The sequence below is a fragment of the Pseudomonas edaphica genome, assembly GCF_965277385.1.
Classification (GTDB): domain Bacteria; phylum Pseudomonadota; class Gammaproteobacteria; order Pseudomonadales; family Pseudomonadaceae; genus Aquipseudomonas; species Aquipseudomonas edaphica.
Map to the genome: position 1 here is coordinate 4,163,083 of NZ_OZ255725.1, position 22,162 is coordinate 4,185,244.

The window sequence follows — 22,162 nt, forward strand, 5'->3', positions numbered from 1 at the left end:
AGGAGAAATCTATGGCTGACGAACAGACGCAGGATACGCAAACTCCAGACGCCAATTCGGCTGCCGGTGATGAACTGGCAACTCGTGTGCAAGTGCTCGAAGAGCAATTGGCCGCTGCGCAGGATCAATCTTTGCGTGTTGCCGCCGATCTGCAGAACGTCCGCCGCCGTGCCGAGCAGGATGTCGAGAAAGCTCACAAATTCGCGCTGGAAAAATTCGCCAACGACCTGCTGCCGATTATCGACAGCCTGGAGCGTGGCCTTGAGTTGTCCAACCCGGATGACGAAAACATCCGTCCGATGCGCGAAGGGATCGAGCTGACCCTGAAAATGTTCCAGGACACCCTGAAGCGTTATCAGTTGGAAGCCATCGATCCGCAAGGCGGTGAGCCGTTCAATGCTGAGCATCACCAAGCCATGGCCATGCAGGAAAGCCATGACCTGGAGCCCAACAGTGTACTGAAAGTGTTCCAGAAGGGTTATCAGCTCAACGGTCGCTTGCTGCGCCCGGCGATGGTAGTGGTGAGCAAGGCTCCTGCACCCGTTGCACCTTCTATTGATGAGCAGGCTTGAAATCAGTCGTAACGGCCCCATCTATAAGTCAAGCGTTTAAGTGCTACCGCAGTTAGCCACCACTGCTGCGGCAACCTAATTAAAGTTTCGGGAGAGTAAATCATGGGCAAAATTATCGGTATCGACCTGGGGACTACCAACTCCTGCGTCTCCGTGCTGGAAAACGGCGTTGCTAAAGTTATCGAAAACGCCGAAGGCGCGCGTACCACGCCGTCGATCATTGCTTACGCCAACGACGGTGAAATCCTCGTAGGTCAGTCGGCCAAGCGTCAGGCTGTGACCAACCCGCACAACACCCTGTACGCGGTTAAGCGTCTGATCGGTCGTAAGTTCGACGAAGAAGTCGTACAGAAAGACATCAAGATGGTCCCTTACAAAATCGCCAAGGCTGACAACGGTGACGCCTGGGTTGAAGTAAACGGCCAGAAAATGTCGCCGCCGCAAATCTCGGCTGAAATCTTGAAAAAGATGAAGAAAACCGCCGAAGACTACCTCGGTGAAGCCGTGACTGAAGCGGTGATCACCGTTCCGGCCTACTTCAACGACAGCCAGCGTCAGGCGACCAAAGACGCCGGCCGCATCGCTGGCCTGGACGTAAAACGTATCATCAACGAACCCACCGCAGCCGCTCTGGCCTACGGTATGGACAAGGCCAAGGGCGACCACACCGTGATCGTTTATGACCTGGGTGGTGGTACTTTCGACGTCTCCGTCATCGAGATTGCTGAAGTTGATGGCGAGCACCAGTTCGAAGTGTTGGCCACCAACGGCGACACCTTCCTGGGTGGTGAAGACTTTGATATTCGTCTGATCGACTACCTCGTTGACGAATTCAAGAAAGAAAGCGGCATGAACCTTAAGGGTGACCCGCTGGCGATGCAGCGCCTGAAAGAAGCCGCTGAAAAAGCCAAGATCGAGCTGTCTTCGGCTCAGTCGACCGACGTGAACCTGCCGTACATCACTGCAGACGCCACTGGTCCTAAGCACTTGAACGTGAAAATCTCGCGTTCCAAGCTCGAAGCGCTGGTTGAAGACCTGGTACAACGCACTATCGAGCCTTGCCGCATTGCGCTGAAAGACTCGGGTATCGATGTTGGCTCGATCAACGACGTGATCCTGGTTGGCGGTCAGACCCGTATGCCACTGGTTCAGAAGCTGGTCACCGAGTTCTTCGGTAAAGAAGCACGTAAAGACGTGAACCCGGACGAAGCGGTTGCCATGGGTGCTGCGATCCAGGGTGCGGTACTGGCCGGCGACGTGAAAGACGTGCTGCTGTTGGACGTCAGCCCGCTGACCCTGGGTATCGAAACCATGGGTGGCGTGATGACCGCGCTGATCGAGAAAAACACCACGATTCCTACCAAGAAATCGCAAGTGTTCTCGACGGCCGACGACAACCAGGGTGCTGTGACCATTCACGTGCTGCAAGGTGAGCGTAAGCAAGCCGCTCAGAACAAGTCCCTGGGCAAGTTCGACCTGGCCGAGATTCCACCAGCACCACGTGGCGTGCCGCAAATTGAAGTGACCTTCGACATCGATGCCAACGGTATCCTGCACGTAGGTGCCAAAGACAAGGCGACCGGCAAAGAGCAGAAGATCACCATCAAGGCCAACTCCGGTCTGTCTGATGAAGAAATTCAACAGATGATTCGTGATGCTGAAGCCAACGCTGATGCGGATGCCAAGTTTGCTGAGCTGGCCGGTGCACGTAACCAAGGCGATGCCCTGGTTCACTCGACGCGTAAAATGGTCTCCGAAGCAGGCGACAAAGTGACCGCCGAAGAGAAGACCGCGATCGAAGCAGCTGTGGTTGCCCTGGAAACCGCCATTAAAGGCGACGACAAGGCTGCCATCGAAGCCAAGGTTGAGGAGCTGTCGAAAGTCTCCGCTCCGGTTGCCCAGAAAATGTACGCCGAGCAAGGCCAGCCGGCAGAAGGCGCTGCACAGCACGCAGAGCCTGAAGCCAAGCACGACGATGTTGTCGATGCCGAGTTCGAAGAAGTCAAAGAGCAGAAGTAAGTTGGTTGCCCGGTTGACCGCTATCAAGCGGTGACTGGTAGGATGTCGCCGCGCGGGAGCTTGCTCCCGCGTTGGCGTGTCTGGGGTATGTGAATTTTTACAGCATGCGACAAGGTTCGGGTGCTGGCGGTGTGATCGGGAATGCTCCTGCTTTCCGAGCAGTAAATACCGCATTTTTGGCCGGGTCCCTGGCTAAAAAGTAGTTATGACCAGGATCGTTGAATTGACGTGAGTTGGGTCCGGGCCTGTATTGGGGCTCAACGAGTTCGGCAAGGCTCAGGAGGGTCGGGCTGAACGTCCTTAAGAGTGCAAAGACTTATGGCAAAGCGTGACTATTACGAAGTGTTGGGTGTGGAGCGCAGCTCCAGCGAGGCGGACCTGAAAAAGGCTTACCGTCGCCTGGCGATGAAGCACCACCCGGACCGTAATCCGGATAGCAAAGAATCCGAAGAGATGTTCAAAGAGGCCAATGAGGCCTACGAATGCTTGTCTGATCCCAATAAGCGCGCGGCCTACGATCAGTATGGCCATGCCGGTGTCGACCCGAGCATGGGTGGCGGCGGTGCCGGTTTTGGTGGTCAGAACTTCTCCGATATTTTCGGCGATGTGTTCAGTGACTTTTTTGGTGGCGGCCGTGGCGGTCAGCGCGGCGGTGCCCAGCGCGGCAGCGACTTGCGTTACACGCTGGAGCTGAACCTGGAAGAAGCTGTGCGCGGCACCACGGTCAATATCCGTGTGCCGACGCTGGTCAATTGCAAGCCGTGCGACGGTTCGGGGGCCAAGAAGGGTTCCTCGCCGATTACCTGCCCAACCTGTGGCGGTATTGGCCAGGTGCGCATGCAGCAGGGCTTCTTCTCGGTGCAGCAGACCTGCCCGCGCTGCCATGGCCAGGGCAAGATCATTTCCGATCCGTGCGACTCCTGCCACGGCGAAGGCCGTGTCGAAGAGTACAAGACCCTTTCGGTGAAAGTGCCGGCGGGCGTTGATACCGGTGACCGTATTCGCCTGTCTGGCGAAGGCGAGGCGGGCACTCAAGGTGGCCCGACGGGTGACCTGTACGTGGTGATCAATGTGCGTGAGCACTCGATCTTCCAGCGTGATGGCAAACACCTGTTCTGCGAGGTGCCGATCAGCTTTGTCGACGCGGCATTGGGTGGTGAGCTGGAAATTCCGACCCTTGATGGTCGGGTCAAGCTCAAGATCCCGGAAGGCACCCAGACCGGCAAGCAGTTCCGTATCCGTGGCAAAGGCGTTGCGCCGGTGCGCGGTGGCGGTGCTGGCGACTTGATGTGCCGTGTGGCGGTGGAAACGCCGGTCAATCTGGGTCGCCGTCAACGCGAACTGCTTGAAGAGTTCCGCAGCTCGTTGGAAGGCGATGACTCCCATTCGCCGAAAACCACTGGCTTCTTCGATGGCGTTAAGCGCTTCTTCGGCGACTTGTAAGGACGTGAATATGCGACGTATAGCCGTAATGGGCGCTGCCGGGCGCATGGGCAAGACGCTGGTCGAGGCGGTGCAGCAGCGCTCGCCGGCCTCCGGGCTGACGGCGGCGATTGTTCGCCCCGGCAGCACGCTGATCGGTGCGGACGCCGGTGAGCTGGCTTCGCTGGGTCGCATCGGCGTTTCGTTGTCGGGCAACCTGGAGCAGGTGGCTGACGAGTTTGATGTGCTGATCGACTTCACCTTGCCGGAAGTGATGCTGAAAAACCTGGCGTTCTGCCGCAAGGCTGGCAAGGCCATGGTCATCGGCACCACAGGCTTGAATGCCGAGCAGAAGCAGTTGCTGGTGGAGGCGGGCAAGGATATTCCGATCGTCTTCGCCGCCAACTTCAGCGTCGGCGTGAACTTGTCGCTCAAGTTGCTGGACCTGGCCGCGCGCGTGTTGGGTGATGAGGCGGATATCGAGATTATCGAGACCCACCATCGCCACAAGATCGATGCGCCGTCGGGTACTGCACTGCGCATGGGTGAGGCGATTGCCGATGCCCTGGGGCGCGACCTGTCTAAAGTCGCGGTCTACGGGCGTGAAGGCCATACCGGTGCGCGTGCCCATGACACCATCGGCTTTGCCACTGTGCGCGGTGGTGATGTGGTGGGTGATCACACCGTGCTGTTTGCCAGTGAAGGCGAGCGCCTGGAGATCACGCACAAAGCCTCCAGCCGCATGACATTTGCCAAGGGTGCGGTGCGTGCGGCGCTCTGGCTGGAAGGTCGTGAGCCTGGTCTGTATGACATGCGCGACGTGCTGGATCTGCACTAAGAGTAGCCAAAACCGGGCCTCAAGCTTATGCTTAGGCCCCGTTTTTACCCGCTAGGCGACGTCCTGTCGCATTCCCCTGCCTTTAAGGCTCATTAGCGGTGGACCAAAAAAGCCTTTTTCTGTAAGCTACAGCTTTAGTGTGTCCACTAAAAGCGCGCAGAATAATTCAGTGAAGAAGCGGGGTGACGTGTCCATACGTCACTCCGCTTTTTTACAACCTGCGATCGCCCTTTCAGGCTTTATTTACGGGAGGTCTTCTTGACTAAGCCAGCCATACTCGCCCTTGCTGATGGCAGCATTTTTCGCGGCGAAGCCATTGGAGCCGACGGTCAAACCGTTGGAGAGGTAGTGTTTAACACTGCCATGACCGGCTATCAGGAAATCCTTACCGATCCTTCCTACGCCCAGCAAATCGTTACCCTGACCTATCCGCACATCGGCAACACCGGTACTACACCGGAAGACGTCGAGTCTGATCGTGTCTGGTCGGCCGGTCTGGTCATTCGTGATCTGCCACTGGTTGCGAGCAACTGGCGTAACACGATGTCGCTGTCCGATTACCTGAAAGCCAACAATGTTGTGGCGATCGCCGGTATCGATACGCGTCGCCTTACACGCATCCTGCGTGAAAAAGGCTCGCAGAACGGCTGCATCATGGTCGGTGACAATATCTCCGAAGAGGCGGCGATTGCCGCTGCCCAAGGCTTCCCTGGCCTGAAGGGCATGGACCTGGCGAAAGTTGTCAGCGTCAAAGAGAAGTACGAGTGGCGCTCCACTGTCTGGGACTTGAAGACCGACAGTCACGCGACCATCGACGCCAGCGAGCTGCCATACCATGTTGTGGCCTACGACTACGGCGTGAAGTACAACATCCTGCGCATGCTGGTTGAGCGCGGCTGCCGCGTGACCGTGGTGCCGGCGCAAACGCCTGCGAGCGATGTGCTGGCCCTGCAACCGGACGGCGTGTTCCTGTCCAACGGCCCGGGTGACCCTGAGCCATGCGACTACGCCATCCAGGCAATCAAGGACGTGCTGGAAACCGAGATTCCGGTATTCGGTATCTGCCTCGGTCACCAACTGCTGGCCCTGGCGTCCGGCGCCAAGACCCTGAAAATGGGCCACGGCCACCACGGTGCCAACCACCCGGTACAAGACCTGGACACCGGCGTTGTGATGATCACCAGCCAGAACCACGGTTTTGCGGTGGATGAAGCAACCTTGCCGAGCAACGTTCGCGCCATTCACAAGTCGCTGTTCGACGGCTCCTTGCAAGGCATCGAGCGCACCGACAAGAGCGCGTTCAGCTTCCAGGGCCACCCTGAAGCCAGCCCTGGCCCGAACGACGTAGCGCCGCTGTTCGACCGTTTCATCAATGAGATGGCCAAGCGACGCTGACTGAGAGGCCTGCGGGCGGCCCCGAACCTCGGTGGCCCCCGCAGGCTCTTCAACGATTGTTCAAGACGGCTTGCCGACTGACCTGCGGATTTGAGTGACAAACCCATGCCAAAACGTACAGACATAAAAAGCATCCTGATTCTCGGCGCTGGCCCGATCGTGATCGGCCAGGCTTGCGAATTCGACTACTCCGGCGCCCAGGCCTGTAAAGCCCTGCGCGAAGAGGGTTACCGCGTCATCCTGGTGAACTCCAACCCGGCCACCATCATGACCGACCCGGACATGGCCGACGCCACTTACATCGAACCGATCAAGTGGCAGACCGTTGCCAAGATCATCGAAAAAGAGCGTCCCGACGCGCTGCTGCCGACCATGGGTGGCCAGACCGCACTCAACTGCGCCCTGGACCTGGAGCGCGAAGGCGTTCTGGAGAAGTTCGGCGTAGAGATGATCGGTGCGAATGCCGACACCATCGACAAGGCTGAAGACCGTTCGCGTTTCGACAAGGCCATGAAGTCCATCGGCCTTGACTGCCCGCGCTCCGGTATTGCCCACAGCATGGAAGAGGCCAACGCGGTTCTCGAAAAGCTGGGCTTCCCGTGCATCATTCGTCCGTCCTTCACCATGGGCGGCACCGGTGGCGGTATTGCTTACAACCGTGAAGAGTTCGAAGAAATCTGCGCCCGTGGCCTGGACCTGTCGCCGACCAAAGAGCTGCTGATCGACGAATCCCTGATCGGCTGGAAAGAGTACGAGATGGAGGTTGTCCGCGACAAAAAGGACAACTGCATCATCGTCTGCTCCATCGAAAACTTCGACCCGATGGGCGTGCACACCGGCGACTCGATCACCGTTGCTCCGGCGCAGACCCTGACGGACAAGGAATACCAGATCATGCGTAACGCCTCGTTGGCGGTACTGCGTGAGATCGGCGTAGAAACCGGCGGTTCCAACGTTCAGTTCGGCATCTGCCCGGACACTGGCCGCATGGTCGTGATCGAGATGAACCCGCGTGTGTCGCGTTCTTCGGCACTGGCTTCGAAAGCGACCGGCTTCCCGATTGCGCGCATCGCCGCCAAGTTGGCGATCGGTTACACCCTGGACGAGCTGCAAAACGAAATCACGGGCGGCGCTACGCCGGCGTCTTTCGAGCCGTCCATCGACTACGTCGTGACCAAGCTGCCGCGCTTTGCCTTCGAGAAGTTCGCCAAGGCCGACGCACGCCTGACCACTCAGATGAAGTCGGTTGGCGAAGTAATGGCCATCGGCCGGACCTTCCAGGAATCCCTGCAGAAAGCCCTGCGCGGCCTGGAAGTGGGTGTTTGCGGCCTGGATGAAAAGCTCGACCTGAGCAACCCGGAAAGCATGAGCGTGCTCAAGCGCGAGCTGACCGTGCCGGGCGCCGAGCGTATCTGGTACGTGGCCGATGCTTTCCGCGCGGGTATGACCGTCGAACAGATCTTCGGCATGAACATGATCGATCCGTGGTTCCTGGTGCAGATCGAAGATCTGATCAAGGAAGAAGAGAAGGTCAAGACCCTCGGTCTGTCTTCTATCGACCGCGACCTGATGTTCCGCCTCAAGCGCAAAGGTTTCTCCGATCAGCGTCTGGCCAAGCTGCTGGGTGTGACCGAGAAGAACCTGCGCACCCACCGCCACAAGCTGGAAATCTTCCCGGTCTACAAGCGCGTTGATACCTGCGCGGCCGAGTTCGCCACCGACACCGCGTACCTGTACTCCACTTACGAGGAAGAGTGCGAGGCCGCGCCGTCGGGCCGCGACAAGATCATTATCCTGGGCGGCGGTCCGAACCGTATTGGCCAGGGTATCGAGTTCGACTACTGCTGCGTACACGCCGCCCTCGCGCTGCGCGAAGACGGGTACGAGACCATCATGGTCAACTGCAACCCGGAAACTGTTTCGACTGACTACGACACTTCCGACCGTCTGTACTTTGAGCCGGTAACCCTGGAAGACGTGCTGGAAATCTGCCGCGTCGAGAAGCCGAAAGGCGTGATCGTGCAGTACGGCGGCCAAACCCCGCTGAAACTGGCGCGTGCCCTGGAAGCGGCCGGCGTGCCGATCATCGGCACCAGCCCTGACGCCATCGACCGTGCCGAAGACCGTGAGCGCTTCCAGCAAATGGTCGAGCGCCTGAACCTGCGTCAGCCGCCAAACGCCACCGTGCGCAGCGAAGACGAAGCCATCCGCGCCGCCAGCAAGATTGGCTACCCGCTGGTGGTGCGTCCGTCCTACGTATTGGGCGGCCGGGCGATGGAAATCGTCTACGAAGAAGAAGAGCTCAAGCGCTACCTGCGTGATGCGGTGAAAGTGTCGAACGACAGCCCGGTGCTGCTGGACCACTTCCTCAACTGCGCCATCGAAATGGACGTGGATGCGGTCTGCGACGGTACCGACGTAGTCATCGGCGCGATCATGCAGCACATCGAACAGGCTGGCGTTCACTCCGGTGACTCCGCTTGCTCGCTGCCGCCGTACTCGCTGCCAGCGCACATCCAGGACGAGATGCGCGAACAGGTCAAGAAAATGGCCCTGGAACTGGGCGTGGTCGGCCTGATGAACGTTCAGTTGGCGCTGCAAGGCGAAGACATCTACGTCATCGAAGTGAACCCGCGTGCTTCGCGTACCGTGCCATTTGTTTCCAAGTGCATCGGTGTGTCCCTGGCCATGATCGCTGCCCGCGTGATGGCGGGTAAGACCCTGAAGGAAATCGGCTTCACCAAGGAAATCATTCCTAACTTCTACAGCGTGAAAGAGGCGGTGTTCCCATTCGCCAAATTCCCTGGTGTGGACCCGATCCTGGGCCCAGAGATGAAGTCCACCGGTGAAGTGATGGGTGTGGGTGACACTTTCGGTGAAGCATTCGCCAAGGCCCAGATGGGCGCCAGCGAAGTGCTGCCGACCGGCGGTACTGCGTTTATCAGCGTGCGTGATGATGACAAACCACTGGTTGCAGGCGTGGCCCGTGATCTGATCAACTTGGGCTTTGAAGTCGTGGCAACTGCCGGGACCGCCAAGCTGATCGAAGCTGCCGGCCTGAAAGTACGTCGCGTGAACAAGGTGACGGAAGGCCGTCCGCACGTGGTCGACATGATCAAGAATGACGAAGTCACGCTGATCATCAACACCACCGAAGGTCGCCAGTCGATCGCGGACTCCTACTCCATTCGTCGTAATGCCTTGCAGCACAAGATCTACTGCACCACCACCATTGCTGCTGGCGAAGCCATCTGCGAAGCGCTCAAGTTCGGTCCGGAAAAGACCGTGCGTCGCTTGCAGGATCTACACGCAGGATTGAAGGCATGACCAAATACCCAATGACCGTCCAGGGCGCCAAAGCCCTGGAAGAAGAACACGCCCATCTGACCAAGGTCGTCCGCCCGAAGCTGAGCCAGGACATCGGTACGGCCCGCGAGCTGGGTGACTTGAAGGAAAACGCCGAATACCACGCTGCTCGTGAGCAGCAAGGTATGGTCGAGGCGCGGATCCGTGATATCGAGGGTCGCATGCAGAATGCGGTCATCATCGATGTCACGACCATCCCGAAGACCGGCAAAGTGATTTTCGGCACGACCGTAGAAATCGCCAACGTCGAAACTGACGAGCGCGTGGTTTACCACATCGTCGGTGAAGACGAGGCTGACTTCAAACTCGGTAAAATCTCTGTTGGCTCGCCACTGGCCCGCGCCTTGATTGCCAAGGAAGAGGGTGACGTGGTGGCTGTGAAAACGCCCGGTGGCGTAATCGAGTACGAGATTGTCGAAGTTCGTCACGTCTGAAAGGCGGCGCCCGCTTCGTGCGGGCGCCATGCTTTGGCAGCTCGCCCAGATGCTTTGGGTGGGTGGCCTGTGGTTGTTGCACATCGGTGTGCTGCCGGTGTTGGGCCTGATTGGCCTGGCACCGCTGCTGATCGATGAACTCAACGGAATGCTGAGTGCGCTGCTGGTGGGTTTTGCAGCGGCGTGCGTGACGCTCCAGGCATTGGTGCTGGTCAAGACCGAGGGGTTGGAGAGTTTGTGGCGGGATATTCGCGGCCAACTGCTGTTGATGGCGCTGTATGCGTGCGCAATGTTTTGCGTGGTGCATGTGTGGCTGCCGCAAGCGTTGCGCTGGCAGCTATTCAGCTATCTTGTGCTAGGGTTCTCCGGCCTGGTGCTGGTTATACAGCCGGCACCGGGATGGAGCGGCGGGGCGCGCGAAGCACGCCCGTGACCCTTGTATTACTTGAAGCGGTGTACGTTCGACAGCTGCTTGTTGACGCTGAAGTTCTTGCGATACAGCAGTGCCATCTTACCGATGACCTGTACCAGGTCCGCTTTGCCGACCTTGCACAGTTCTGCAATGGCGGCCAAACGCGCTTCGCGGTCAAGGATGTTGACCTTGATCTTGATCAGTTCGTGATCGCCCAATGCGCGTTCCAGTTCGGCTAACACACCTTCAGTCAAACCGTTGTCTGCCACAATCAGAACTGGTTTCAGATGGTGGCCAATGGATTTGTACTGTTTCTTCTGCTCTTGAGTGAGCGGCATAATCTGACCCCTGCGTCTGATCTTGTAAAAAGCGGCGGCCAGTTTACCCGAGCGAGTCCGGGACCGCCCAGTTAATCACGACCCGTTTTATTTTCGAGGTGGCCCGTGGCCCGTTCCAAAACCAGCCTTAAGTGGCTACAAGAACATTTCAACGATCCTTACGTCAAAAAGGCGCAAAAGGACGGCTACCGTTCCCGGGCCAGCTACAAACTGCTGGAGATCCAGGACAAGGATAAATTGATTCGTCCAGGCATGAGCGTTATCGACCTTGGCGCAGCCCCTGGTGGCTGGTCCCAAGTGACCAGTCGTCTGATTGGTGGGCAAGGTCGGTTGATCGCGTCCGACATCCTTGAGATGGACAGCATCCCGGATGTGACCTTTGTACACGGCGACTTCACCCAGGACACGGTGTTGGCCGAGATCCTTGAGGCTGTGGGAAATTCGCAGGTAGACCTTGTGATTTCCGACATGGCCCCCAATATGAGTGGATTACCGGCCGTTGATATGCCGCGAGCCATGTTCCTGTGCGAGTTGGCACTGGATCTGGCGGGTCGGGTTTTGCGTCCCGGTGGTGATTTCCTGGTGAAAGTCTTCCAGGGCGAAGGTTTTGACGAGTACCACAAGAACATTCGCAAATTGTTCGACAAGGTACAGACGCGCAAACCAGACTCTTCGCGAGACCGGTCACGCGAGCAATACCTGCTGTGCCGCGGCTTCCGTGGTGTCGAAGGGGCGGAGAGCGAAGAGCGTTTTTGAGGAATTCGAGGAGGGCGATAGGTTTTTTTATATCGCTTTCGTCACGAAGCTTTACGAATATTGTGTAGTCAAAGTTTCACAAAGGGTTACAGACGGCGCCTGCCAGAGTTGTAGGTAATGTAGTAAGTTAGGCCGGTGAATATCATGCGAAGCGCGCGCCAGTAGCGGAGCTTGCTTCAGAGGGTAGTTAATTGAACGATATGGCAAAGAATCTGATCCTGTGGTTGATCATCGCGGCTGTCCTGGTGACGGTGATGAACAACTTCTCCAGCCCTAACGAGCCGCAGACCCTCAACTATTCCGACTTCATCCAGCAAGTTAAGGATGGCAAGGTCGAGCGCGTAGCGGTTGATGGCTACGTGATCACCGGCAAGCGCAACGATGGCGACAGCTTCAAGACCATTCGTCCGGCAATCCAGGACAACGGTCTGATCGGCGACTTGGTGGATAACCACGTAGTGGTTGAAGGCAAGCAGCCTGAACAGCAGAGCATCTGGACTCAGCTATTGGTAGCGAGCTTCCCGATCCTGGTGATTATCGCCGTGTTCATGTTCTTCATGCGCCAGATGCAAGGTGGTGCGGGAGGCAAGGGCGGGCCGATGAGCTTCGGCAAGAGCAAGGCGCGCCTGCTCTCTGAAGATCAGGTGAAAACCACCCTGGCTGACGTCGCAGGTTGTGATGAAGCCAAGGAAGAAGTCGGTGAGCTGGTTGAGTTCCTGCGTGATCCGGGCAAGTTCCAGCGCCTGGGCGGCCGCATTCCTCGCGGCGTGCTGATGGTCGGTCCTCCGGGTACCGGTAAAACCTTGCTGGCCAAGGCGATTGCCGGTGAAGCCAAGGTGCCGTTCTTCACCATTTCCGGTTCTGACTTCGTCGAGATGTTCGTCGGTGTTGGTGCCAGCCGTGTTCGCGATATGTTCGAACAGGCCAAAAAGCACGCACCGTGCATCATCTTCATCGACGAAATCGACGCCGTGGGTCGCCATCGTGGCGCCGGCATGGGTGGCGGTCACGATGAGCGTGAGCAGACCCTCAACCAATTGCTGGTTGAGATGGACGGCTTTGAAATGAATGACGGCATCATCGTCATCGCTGCGACTAACCGTCCCGACGTGCTCGACCCAGCGTTGCTGCGTCCAGGCCGTTTCGACCGTCAGGTTGTGGTGGGGCTGCCGGATATTCGTGGTCGCGAACAGATCCTGAAAGTACACATGCGCAAAGTGCCAATGGGCGACGACGTGGCTCCGGCCGTGATTGCCCGTGGTACGCCAGGCTTCTCCGGTGCCGACCTGGCCAACCTGGTCAACGAGGCTTCGTTGTTCGCTGCCCGTACCGGCAAGCGCATTGTTGAAATGAAAGAGTTCGAACTGGCCAAGGACAAGATCATGATGGGCGCCGAGCGCAAATCCATGGTCATGTCCGAGAAAGAGAAGCAGAACACCGCTTATCACGAAGCCGGTCACGCCATTGTTGGTCGCGTTGTGCCTGAGCATGACCCGGTCTACAAAGTGTCGATCATTCCTCGTGGCCGTGCGCTGGGTGTGACCATGTTCCTGCCGGAAGAGGATCGTTACAGTCTCTCCAAGCGTGCGCTGATCAGCCAGATCTGTTCTCTGTATGGCGGCCGGATTGCTGAAGAGATGACGCTTGGCTTCGACGGTGTGACCACCGGTGCTTCCAACGACATCATGCGTGCCAGCCAGATTGCGCGGAACATGGTGACCAAGTGGGGGTTGTCGGAAAAACTCGGTCCTTTGATGTATGCCGAGGAAGAAGGCGAAGTGTTCCTGGGTCGTGGTGGCGGCGGTCAAGCTGCCAGCTTCTCGGGTGAGACGGCCAAGCTCATCGACTCGGAAGTGCGCAGCATCATTGACCAGTGCTACGGCACGGCCAAGCAGATCCTGACGGATAACCGCGACAAGCTCGATGCAATGGCTGATGCGCTGATGAAGTACGAAACCATTGATGCCGATCAGATTGACGACATCATGGCGGGTCGCGCACCGCGTGAGCCTCGTGATTGGGAAGGTGGTTCGGGTACTTCGGGCACCCCGCCTGTGGTACAGAACGAACGTCCTGAAGCCCCAATCGGCGGCCCCGCAGCTGATCACTAAGGTTTGAAATGACTTCTGCGCTGTCCTCCACCCGGTTGCCTTGCGGCAACCGGGTTCTTGATTTGGCCCATACGCATGTCATGGGCATTCTTAATGTAACCCCCGATTCTTTTTCTGACGGCGGCCGCTTCAATCAGCAGGATGCCGCGTTGCGTCATGCCGAGGCGATGGTGGCGGCCGGCGCGACCTTGATTGATGTCGGTGGTGAGTCAACTCGACCGGGCGCTCGCGTGGTTTCTCCCTTGGAGGAGCTGGAGCGGGTCGCGCCAATCGTCGAGCGGATTGCCCGTGAGCTGGATGTGATCATCTCGGTGGACACCTCGACTCCCGCAGTAATGCGCGAGACAGCGCGCCTCGGTGCGGGGCTGATCAACGATGTGCGCTCCCTTCAGCGTGATGGCGCGCTGGATGCGGCGGCGGCAACCGGACTGCCGGTGTGCCTTATGCATATGTTGGGAGAGCCCGGCAATATGCAGGACAGCCCGCATTACGATGATCTGGTTGGTGAGGTGAGCGGGTTTCTTGCGCAAAGAATGACTCAATGCGCCAAGGTGGGCATCGCAGCCGAAAAAATTATCCTGGATCCCGGGTTTGGCTTCGCCAAGACCCTGCAACACAACTTGAGCCTGTTCAAGCATATGGAAGCTTTGCACGCCCTTGGTCGACCCTTGTTGGTCGGCGTGTCGCGCAAGAGCATGATAGGGCTGGCCCTGAATCGCCCTGTGGGTGAGCGGTTGTACGGTGGCCTGGCGTTGGCGGCACTTGCCGTGACCAAGGGCGCGCGTATTTTGCGGGTGCATGATGTCGCCGAGACGGTTGATGTGGTGCGCATGCTGGCCGCGGTAGAATCAGCCGAATAAGAATGATGGAGCACTTATGACTAAAAAATATTTTGGCACCGACGGTATTCGTGGTCGGGTCGGCGAATTCCCGATTACTCCTGATTTCATGCTCAAGCTGGGTTGGGCGGCCGGTATGGCGTTCCGCAGCATGGGCGCTTGCCGCATCCTGGTGGGCAAAGACACTCGCATCTCGGGTTACATGTTCGAATCTGCGCTGGAGGCGGGGCTGTCTGCCGCAGGCGCCGATGTCATGCTGCTGGGGCCCATGCCGACGCCGGCAATCGCTTACCTGACGCGTACCTTCCACGCTGAAGCCGGTATCGTGATCAGTGCCTCGCACAATCCCCATGATGACAACGGCATCAAGTTCTTCTCGGGCCAGGGCACCAAGCTGCCGGACGAGATCGAGCTGATGATCGAAGAGTTGCTGGACGCGCCGATGACCGTGGTTGAGTCCAGCAAGCTGGGCAAGGTCTCGCGTATCAATGACGCCTCAGGCCGTTACATCGAGTTCTGCAAGAGCAGTGTGCCGACCAGCACCAACTTTGCCGGCCTCAAAATTGTTGTCGACTGTGCTCACGGTGCAACCTACAAAGTGGCGCCCAGCGTATTCAAGGAGCTGGGTGCCGATGTGACGGTGCTGTCGGCCCAGCCAAATGGTTTGAACATCAACGATAACTGCGGCTCGACGCATATGGAGCAGCTGCAGGCTGCTGTCCTGGCCGAGCACGCTGACCTCGGTATTGCCTTCGATGGCGACGGTGACCGCGTATTGATGGTGGATCACACCGGTGCGGTGGTTGATGGCGATGAGCTGTTGTTCATCATTGCCCGTGACCTGCATGAGCGTGACAAGCTGCAAGGCGGTGTGGTTGGCACGCTGATGAGCAATCTCGGGCTTGAGCTGGCCTTGGCCGAGCTGGGGATTCCGTTTGTACGCGCCAATGTCGGTGACCGCTATGTCATCGCCGAGCTGCTGGAACGTAACTGGCTGGTGGGCGGAGAGAACTCGGGGCATGTGGTTTGCTTCCAGCACACCACCACGGGCGATGCCATTATCGCTGCGCTGCAGGTATTGCTGTCCTTGCGTCGTCGCAAAGAGAGTCTTGCTCAAGCGCGCCAAGCGCTGCGCAAGTGCCCGCAGGTTCTACTGAATGTGCGCTTTGCCGGTGGCGAAAACCCTATCGAGCACCCTGCTGTCAAAGACGCCTGCGAGCGTGTGACCCTTGCAATGGCTGGGCGTGGCCGCGTGTTGTTGCGCAAGTCCGGCACAGAGCCGCTGGTGCGTGTCATGGTCGAAGGCGAGGACGAAACACAGGTTCGCGGCCACGCCGAAGACCTGGCAAAACTGGTAACTGAAATTTGCGCCTGAATTCGGCTTGCCAGTGATGGTGTGGTTGGGTAACATCTGCGCCCACTTTGACCGACGAGGTACAGCATGCGTCGCACTATGGTAGCTGGTAACTGGAAGATGCACGGTACCCGCGCCAGTGTCGCTGAGCTGATCAATGGCCTTCGTCACTTGGCCTTGCCTAGCGGTGTTGATGTTGCGGTTTTCCCGCCTTGCTTGCATATCAACCAGGTGGTTGATGGTTTGAAAGGCAAGTCGATTCAGGTCGGCGCGCAGAACTCTGCGGTGGAACCCATGCAAGGTGCGTTGACCGGTGAGATTTCACCGAGTCAGCTGGTTGATGCGGGTTGTTCCTATGTGCTTGTCGGGCACTCCGAGCGCCGTCAGATGATGGGCGAGCGTGATGGGACACTCAATCGTAAGTTCGCAGCGGCACAGGCTTGTGGCTTGATTCCAGTGTTGTGCATAGGGGAGACCCTGGAGCAGCGTGAATCGGGCAAGACTCTTGAAGTTGTCTCGCGTCAGCTGGGCAGCATCATCGAGGAGCTGGGTGTTGGTGCATTTGCAAAGGCAGTAATTGCTTACGAGCCGGTCTGGGCCATTGGCACCGGGCTGACTGCTACACCGCAACAAGCGCAGGATGTGCATGCAGCCATCCGCGCGCAGTTAGCGGCAGAGAATTCTGAAGTCGCGCAAGGTGTGCGGCTTCTATACGGCGGCAGCGTGAAGGCGGCCAATGCGGTCGAACTGTTCGGCATGCCGGATATCGATGGGGGGCTCATTGGTGGAGCTTCCCTGAATGCAGATGAGTTCGGTGCGATCTGTCGCGCCGCGGGAAACTGAAAAAATGCTGGAAACAGTCGTAGTCGTTTTTCATCTGTTGGCTGCCCTGGGCGTAGTTGCCCTGGTTTTGTTGCAACAGGGTAAAGGTGCGGATGCTGGTGCGTCTTTCGGTGCAGGTGCTTCAAATACTGTGTTCGGAAGCCAAGGTTCCTCTACCTTTCTTAGTAAGTTTACTGCTATACTTGCCGCCGGTTTCTTCATAACCAGCTTGGGGTTAGGTTACTTTGCTAAAGAGAAAGCTCATGTGCTGACTCAGGTAGGTCTCCCAAACCCAGCAGTGTTGGAAGTACCAAAAGCAAAACCGGCTTCTGATGATGTCCCGGTGCTTCAAGAGCAAAAGTCGGCTACTCCAGCGACTGACGTACCTCCAGCTCAAGAGCAGAAGTAAGAAGGGTTGTAAACGCTGTATTGCCGAGGTGGTGGAATTGGTAGACACGCAACCTTGAGGTGGTTGTGCCCATAGGGTGTAGGGGTTCGAGTCCCCTTCTCGGTACCAATTATCAGGAGAGCCCGCTGTTGCGGGCTTTCTTGTAGGTGGAAGGTTACATTGACCCTGTAAGGGATCGGTCGTATACTTCCGCCCCAGCTTTGTCGCGGGGTGGAGCAGTCTGGTAGCTCGTCGGGCTCATAACCCGAAGGTCGTCGGTTCAAATCCGGCCCCCGCAACCAGTTTTAGCGGAGCCCCTTTTAAGGGGCTTTTTGTTAGCTGGACACTTTCAACGCCGCTGTTCGACGGCGTTTCAAGGATGGGCGTTTCGCCCATTTTTTTATTTTGCACAGCATGCACATACATGCACGAGGGGGTTCAGGTGTCGAGCAAGCTAGAAGAGTTGCAGGCCTTGCTGGCCCCGGTGGTCGTGGCCCTAGGCTATGAATGCTGGGGTATTGAGTTTTCGGCTCAAGGTCGCCACTCAATGTTGCGCGTTTATATCGATAAAGAGGGCGGCGTGCTGGTGGACGATTGTGCCATTGTCAGCCGTCAGATCAGCGGTGTGCTGGATGTTGAAGATCCAATCGCCGTTGAATACACCCTCGAAGTTTCCTCGCCAGGCATGGAACGCCCACTGTTCACTATTGATCAGTTTGCAAAATTTGCCGGTGAACAAGTGAAGATCAAGCTGCGCTCACCCTTTGAAGGGCGACGCAACTTTCAGGGCCTTCTGCGCGGTGTAGAAGAACAGGATGTCGTGGTGCAGGTAGAAGACCATGAGTTCCTGTTGCCGATCGATATGATCGACAAGGCCAACATTATTCCCAGTTTTGACTGAGACGCGGATCCCGCGGATCCAATGGCTTGCGAAAGGCGAGGCGTACGATGAGCAAAGAAGTACTGCTGGTTGTTGAGTCGGTATCCAATGAAAAGGGCGTACCGGCAAACGTGATTTTTGAAGCGCTGGAGCTGGCCCTGGCCACTGCTACCAAAAAGCGTTTTGAAGACGAAGTTGATCTGCGTGTGGAAATCAACCGCCACACCGGTGCCTATGAGACTTTCCGTCGCTGGACGGTCGTCGAAGAAGCCGATCTTGATGATCCGGCCATCGAAACCTGGCCGAGCAAGGTTGCGCAAACGCATCCGGGCGCCCAGGTCGGTGATGTCGTCGAAGAAAAGATCGAGTCGATCGAATTCGGCCGTATTGCTGCACAGACTGCCAAGCAAGTCATCGTGCAGAAGGTTCGCGAAGCTGAGCGCGCTCAAGTCGTTGACGCTTATCGCGAGCGCCTGGGTGAAATCATCTCCGGCACCGTGAAAAAAGTTACTCGTGACAATGTGATCGTTGACCTGGGCAACAACGCTGAAGCGTTGCTGGCCCGCGAAGACATCATCTCTCGCGAAACCTTCCGTGTCGGCGTGCGTCTGCGTGCGCTGCTCAAGGAAATCCGCACCGAGAACCGCGGCCCTCAGTTGATCCTGTCGCGTACCGCGCCGGAAATGCTGATCGAACTGTTCCGCATCGAAGTGCCGGAAATCGCCGAAGGCCTGATCGAAGTCATGGCTGCGTCCCGCGACCCGGGTTCGCGCGCCAAGATCGCGGTCCGCTCCAAGGACAAACGCATCGACCCGCAGGGCGCTTGCATTGGTATGCGCGGTTCGCGCGTCCAGGCAGTGTCGGGCGAATTGGGCGGTGAGCGTGTGGATATCGTGCTGTGGGACGATAACCCGGCGCAGTTCGTGATCAACGCCATGTCGCCAGCTGAAGTGGCGGCAATTATCGTTGACGAAGATGCCCATGCAATGGACATCGCCGTTGGCGCAGACAATCTGGCTCAGGCCATTGGTCGTGGTGGTCAGAACGTGCGTCTGGCCAGCCAACTGACCGGCTGGACCCTGAACGTGATGACCGAATCGGACATCCAGGCTAAGCAGCAAGCTGAAACCGGTGACATCCTGCGCAACTTCATCGACGAGCTGGAAGTCGACGAAGACCTGGCGCAGGTGCTGGTAGATGAAGGCTTCACCAGCCTGGAAGAGATTGCCTACGTACCGTTGGAAGAAATGCTCAACATCGACGGCTTTGACGAAGACACCGTCAACGAGCTTCGCGCTCGAGCCAAGGATCGCTTGTTGACTAAAGCCATCGCTACTGAGGAAAAGCTGGCAGACGCCCATCCGGCCGAAGACCTGCTCTCGCTTGAGGGTATGGACAAGGATTTGGCGATGGAACTGGCGGTGCGCGGCGTAATTACCCGCGAAGACCTGGCCGAGCAGTCTATTGACGATCTGCTCGACATCGACGGCATTGACGAAGATCGTGCCGGCAAGTTGATCATGGCCGCCCGAGCCCATTGGTTCGAGTAACTAGGCGCGGCCTGAGGAGAGAAGTGCATGACGCAAGTCACGGTGAAACAACTGGCCGATGAGGTCAAAACACCGGTAGAGCGCCTGTTGCAGCAGATGCGTGAGGCAGGTCTGCCGCACACCGCCGCCGATGAAGGTGTGAGCGATAGTGAGAAGCAGTCTTTGCTGACTCACTTGAAGAGCAGCCACAAGGCGAAAGTGGAAGAACCGCGCAAGATTACATTGCAGCGCAAAACCACCAGCACCCTGCGTGTTGCTGGTAGCAAAAGCATCAGCGTTGAAGTGCGCAAGAAGAAAGTCTTCGTACAGCGCAGCCCGGAAGAAATCGAAGCCGAGCGCAAACGCGATCTGGAAGAACGTCGCGCAGTAGAAAATGCTGCTCGTCAGAAGGCTGAAGAAGAAGCCAAGCGTCGCGCCGAAGAAGAAGCGCGTCGCCAGCCTGCTGCTGCGCAACCTGCTGGTACTGAAGCGGTCGCCACGCCTAGCGCTCCTGTAGAAGCTGTGCGTGAGGCCGCTCCGGTTGCCGCCGCACCGGCTCCAGCAGCTGACCGCAAGCGCGACGAGCCTCGTCGTCCGGACAAACCACGTGCCGACGACAACAATCGTCGCAGCGGCGGTGGTGATGGCGAGCGTAAAAACGCTCCGCATCGCGCTTCGGTCAAAGAGAAGGCGCCTGCTCCACGCGTTGCCCCACGTACTACCGACGAAGAAAGCGATAGCTTCCGTCGTGGTGGTCGCGGCAAGGCCAAGCTGAAAAAGCGCAACGCCCACGGTTTCCAGAGCCCAACCGGCCCTGTCGTGCGTGATGTGCAGATCGGCGAGACCATTTCTGTTGGCGATCTCGCCAATCAGATGTCGGTCAAGGCAGCTGAAATCATCAAGTTCATGTTCAAACTGGGTACTCCAGCGACCATCAACCAGGTGCTTGATCAGGAAACTGCTCAGCTGGTAGCCGAAGAACTGGGCCACAAAGTGACCCTGGTCAGCGACACCGCCCTGGAAGATTCCCTGGCCGAGTCCCTGAAGTTTGAAGGTGAGACGTTCTCCCGTGCGCCAGTTGTGACCGTAATGGGTCACGTTGACCATGGTAAGACGTCGCTGCTCGACTACATCCGTCGTGCCAAGGTAGCTGCTGGCGAAGCCGGCGGTATCACTCAGCACATCGGTGCATACCACGTTGAAACCGAGCGCGGCATGGTCACCTTCCTGGACACCCCTGGCCACGCTGCGTTTACCGCAATGCGTGCTCGTGGTGCCAAGGCGACTGACATCGTGATCCTGGTAGTTGCAGCGGACGACGGCGTGATGCCGCAGACCATTGAAGCTGTTCAGCACGCTAAGGCCGCTGGTGTTCCACTGGTAGTTGCAGTGAACAAAATCGACAAGCCGGGCGCCGATCTCGATCGCATCCGTAGCGAACTGTCGGTGCACGGCGTGACTTCCGAAGAGTGGGGCGGTGATACGCCATTCGTCTCGGTGTCGGCGAAAGTCGGTACTGGCGTAGACGAGCTGCTCGAAGCAGTCCTGTTGCAGGCTGAAGTACTCGAACTGAAAGCAACACCATCGGCCCCAGGTCGCGGTGTTGTGGTTGAATCGCGTCTCGACAAGGGTCGTGGCCCGGTTGCAACCGTTCTGGTTCAAGACGGTACCCTGCGCCAAGGCGACATGGTCCTGGTCGGTTCGAACTATGGCCGTGTACGTGCCATGCTCGACGAGAACGGCAAGCCAATCAAGGAAGCCGGTCCTTCCATCCCAGTCGAAATTCTCGGCCTGGACGGTACACCGGACGCTGGCGACGAGATGAGCGTGCTGTCGGACGAGAAGAAAGCCCGTGAAGTGGCTCTGTTCCGTCAAGGCAAGTTCCGCGAAGTCAAACTGGCTCGTGCTCACGCTGGCAAGCTGGAAAATATCTTCGAGAACATGGGCCAGGCAGAGAAGAAGACGCTTAACATCGTCCTCAAATCTGACGTTCGTGGTTCCCTCGAAGCGTTGAACGGCGCCTTGAACGGCCTGGGTAACGACGAAGTGCAAGTGCGCGTTGTCGGTGGCGGTGTCGGTGGTATCACCGAGTCCGACGCCAACCTGGCACTGGCTTCCAACGCTGTACTGTTCGGCTTCAACGTGCGTGCTGATGCTGGCGCTCGTAAGATCGTCGAGCAGGAAGGCCTGGACATGCGTTACTACAACGTCATCTACGACATCATCGAAGACGTCAAGAAAGCCCTTACCGGCATGCTTGGCAGCGACGTTCGGGAGAATATCCTGGGTGTGGCCGAGGTGCGTGATGTGTTCCGTTCGCCGAAATTTGGTGCGATCGCAGGTTGCATGGTTATCGAAGGTGTTGTGCACCGTAACCGTCCAATCCGTGTACTGCGTGAAGACATCGTTATCTTCGAAGGCGAGCTGGAATCCCTGCGCCGCTTCAAGGATGACGCTTCCGAAGTACGTGCCGGCATGGAATGTGGTATCGGCGTCAAGAGCTACAACGACGTCAAGGCTGGCGACAAGATCGAAGTCTACGAGAAGGTTCAGGTTGCTCGCAGCCTCTAACTCGCGCACTTCCGGAGCCACGCCGCGTGTGGGCATGCAAATGCCCCGCGCAGCGTACGGACTCTAAACGCAACGCCCGGTCTGGCTTTTGTCAGGCCGGGCGTTTGCCGCTTTCA

At 57.9% G+C, this 22,162-nt stretch carries 18 protein-coding genes and 2 tRNA genes; 19 read left to right on the forward strand and 1 reads right to left on the reverse strand.

What is annotated here, in order from left to right; genetic code table 11:
- The first annotated feature begins 11 nt into the window (after positions 1 to 11).
- From grpE to ACQY47_RS18950, 8 genes are all read left to right on the forward strand, one after another.
- Entirely contained in the window at positions 12 to 572 is a 561-nt protein-coding gene (grpE, locus tag ACQY47_RS18915; protein WP_017139264.1) for a nucleotide exchange factor GrpE, read from the forward strand.
- A 102-nt stretch (positions 573 to 674) separates the two neighbouring features.
- Positions 675 to 2,591: a molecular chaperone DnaK gene (dnaK, locus tag ACQY47_RS18920; RefSeq protein ID WP_017139263.1), complete on the forward strand. Its 1,917-nt coding sequence runs from the start codon at positions 675 to 677 to the stop codon at positions 2,589 to 2,591.
- 318 nt (positions 2,592 to 2,909) lie between these two features.
- Positions 2,910 to 4,034 carry a molecular chaperone DnaJ gene (dnaJ, locus tag ACQY47_RS18925; RefSeq protein ID WP_138813803.1) on the forward strand — a complete coding sequence of 375 codons (1,125 nt, stop codon included), beginning with the start codon at positions 2,910 to 2,912 and terminating at the stop codon, positions 4,032 to 4,034.
- A gap of 10 nt (positions 4,035 to 4,044) precedes the next feature.
- Positions 4,045 to 4,851 (forward strand): 4-hydroxy-tetrahydrodipicolinate reductase, encoded by an 807-nt coding sequence (dapB, locus tag ACQY47_RS18930; RefSeq protein WP_017139261.1) that lies wholly within the window; start codon positions 4,045 to 4,047, stop codon positions 4,849 to 4,851.
- Between the two features lie 258 nt (positions 4,852 to 5,109).
- Entirely contained in the window at positions 5,110 to 6,246 is a 1,137-nt protein-coding gene (carA, locus tag ACQY47_RS18935; protein WP_017139260.1) for a glutamine-hydrolyzing carbamoyl-phosphate synthase small subunit, read from the forward strand.
- Between the two features lie 105 nt (positions 6,247 to 6,351).
- Positions 6,352 to 9,573 (forward strand): carbamoyl-phosphate synthase large subunit, encoded by a 3,222-nt coding sequence (gene carB / locus ACQY47_RS18940; protein WP_017139259.1) that lies wholly within the window; start codon positions 6,352 to 6,354, stop codon positions 9,571 to 9,573.
- Positions 9,570 to 10,046: a transcription elongation factor GreA gene (gene greA, locus ACQY47_RS18945; protein WP_200431509.1), complete on the forward strand. Its 477-nt coding sequence runs from the start codon at positions 9,570 to 9,572 to the stop codon at positions 10,044 to 10,046. Before carB ends, greA begins: the two co-directional genes overlap by 4 nt.
- A 28-nt stretch (positions 10,047 to 10,074) precedes the next feature.
- On the forward strand, positions 10,075 to 10,479 hold the full coding sequence (locus ACQY47_RS18950; RefSeq protein ID WP_428550980.1) for an MFS transporter: 405 nt from the start codon (positions 10,075 to 10,077) through the stop codon (positions 10,477 to 10,479).
- An 8-nt stretch (positions 10,480 to 10,487) separates the two neighbouring features.
- On the opposite strand, the gene ACQY47_RS18955 is transcribed toward ACQY47_RS18950, so the two are convergent.
- The gene (locus tag ACQY47_RS18955) at positions 10,488 to 10,796 is read right to left on the reverse strand and encodes a YhbY family RNA-binding protein (protein ID WP_017139256.1); all 309 of its coding nucleotides are present in this window, start codon (positions 10,794 to 10,796) and stop codon (positions 10,488 to 10,490) included.
- Between the two features lie 105 nt (positions 10,797 to 10,901).
- Between ACQY47_RS18955 and rlmE the strand changes: the two genes are divergently transcribed.
- The 11 genes from rlmE (at position 10,902) to infB (ending at position 22,046) form a co-directional block, all read left to right on the forward strand.
- Positions 10,902 to 11,552 (forward strand): 23S rRNA (uridine(2552)-2'-O)-methyltransferase RlmE, encoded by a 651-nt coding sequence (gene rlmE / locus ACQY47_RS18960; protein ID WP_017139255.1) that lies wholly within the window; start codon positions 10,902 to 10,904, stop codon positions 11,550 to 11,552.
- A 200-nt stretch (positions 11,553 to 11,752) separates the two neighbouring features.
- Positions 11,753 to 13,663 (forward strand): ATP-dependent zinc metalloprotease FtsH, encoded by a 1,911-nt coding sequence (ftsH, locus tag ACQY47_RS18965; RefSeq protein WP_032865933.1) that lies wholly within the window; start codon positions 11,753 to 11,755, stop codon positions 13,661 to 13,663.
- Between the two features lie 8 nt (positions 13,664 to 13,671).
- Positions 13,672 to 14,523 (forward strand): dihydropteroate synthase, encoded by an 852-nt coding sequence (gene folP, locus ACQY47_RS18970; RefSeq protein ID WP_017139253.1) that lies wholly within the window; start codon positions 13,672 to 13,674, stop codon positions 14,521 to 14,523.
- A 16-nt stretch (positions 14,524 to 14,539) separates the two neighbouring features.
- Positions 14,540 to 15,877 carry a phosphoglucosamine mutase gene (gene glmM, locus ACQY47_RS18975; RefSeq protein WP_017139252.1) on the forward strand — a complete coding sequence of 446 codons (1,338 nt, stop codon included), beginning with the start codon at positions 14,540 to 14,542 and terminating at the stop codon, positions 15,875 to 15,877.
- A gap of 66 nt (positions 15,878 to 15,943) precedes the next feature.
- Positions 15,944 to 16,699: a triose-phosphate isomerase gene (gene tpiA, locus ACQY47_RS18980; RefSeq protein ID WP_003194193.1), complete on the forward strand. Its 756-nt coding sequence runs from the start codon at positions 15,944 to 15,946 to the stop codon at positions 16,697 to 16,699.
- Between the two features lie 4 nt (positions 16,700 to 16,703).
- Positions 16,704 to 17,087: a preprotein translocase subunit SecG gene (secG, locus tag ACQY47_RS18985; protein WP_010206600.1), complete on the forward strand. Its 384-nt coding sequence runs from the start codon at positions 16,704 to 16,706 to the stop codon at positions 17,085 to 17,087.
- Positions 17,088 to 17,109: 22 nt separating this feature from the next.
- Positions 17,110 to 17,195, forward strand: a tRNA-Leu gene (locus ACQY47_RS18990).
- Positions 17,196 to 17,291: 96 nt separating this feature from the next.
- Positions 17,292 to 17,368: transfer RNA gene (locus ACQY47_RS18995), tRNA-Met, on the forward strand.
- A 140-nt stretch (positions 17,369 to 17,508) separates the two neighbouring features.
- Positions 17,509 to 17,967 carry a ribosome maturation factor RimP gene (gene rimP / locus ACQY47_RS19000; protein ID WP_032865935.1) on the forward strand — a complete coding sequence of 153 codons (459 nt, stop codon included), beginning with the start codon at positions 17,509 to 17,511 and terminating at the stop codon, positions 17,965 to 17,967.
- A 47-nt stretch (positions 17,968 to 18,014) separates the two neighbouring features.
- Positions 18,015 to 19,496 (forward strand): transcription termination factor NusA, encoded by a 1,482-nt coding sequence (gene nusA / locus ACQY47_RS19005; protein WP_017139250.1) that lies wholly within the window; start codon positions 18,015 to 18,017, stop codon positions 19,494 to 19,496.
- Positions 19,497 to 19,523: 27 nt separating this feature from the next.
- On the forward strand, positions 19,524 to 22,046 hold the full coding sequence (gene infB, locus ACQY47_RS19010) for a translation initiation factor IF-2 (RefSeq protein WP_428550989.1): 2,523 nt from the start codon (positions 19,524 to 19,526) through the stop codon (positions 22,044 to 22,046).
- Positions 22,047 to 22,162 lie beyond the last annotated feature (116 nt).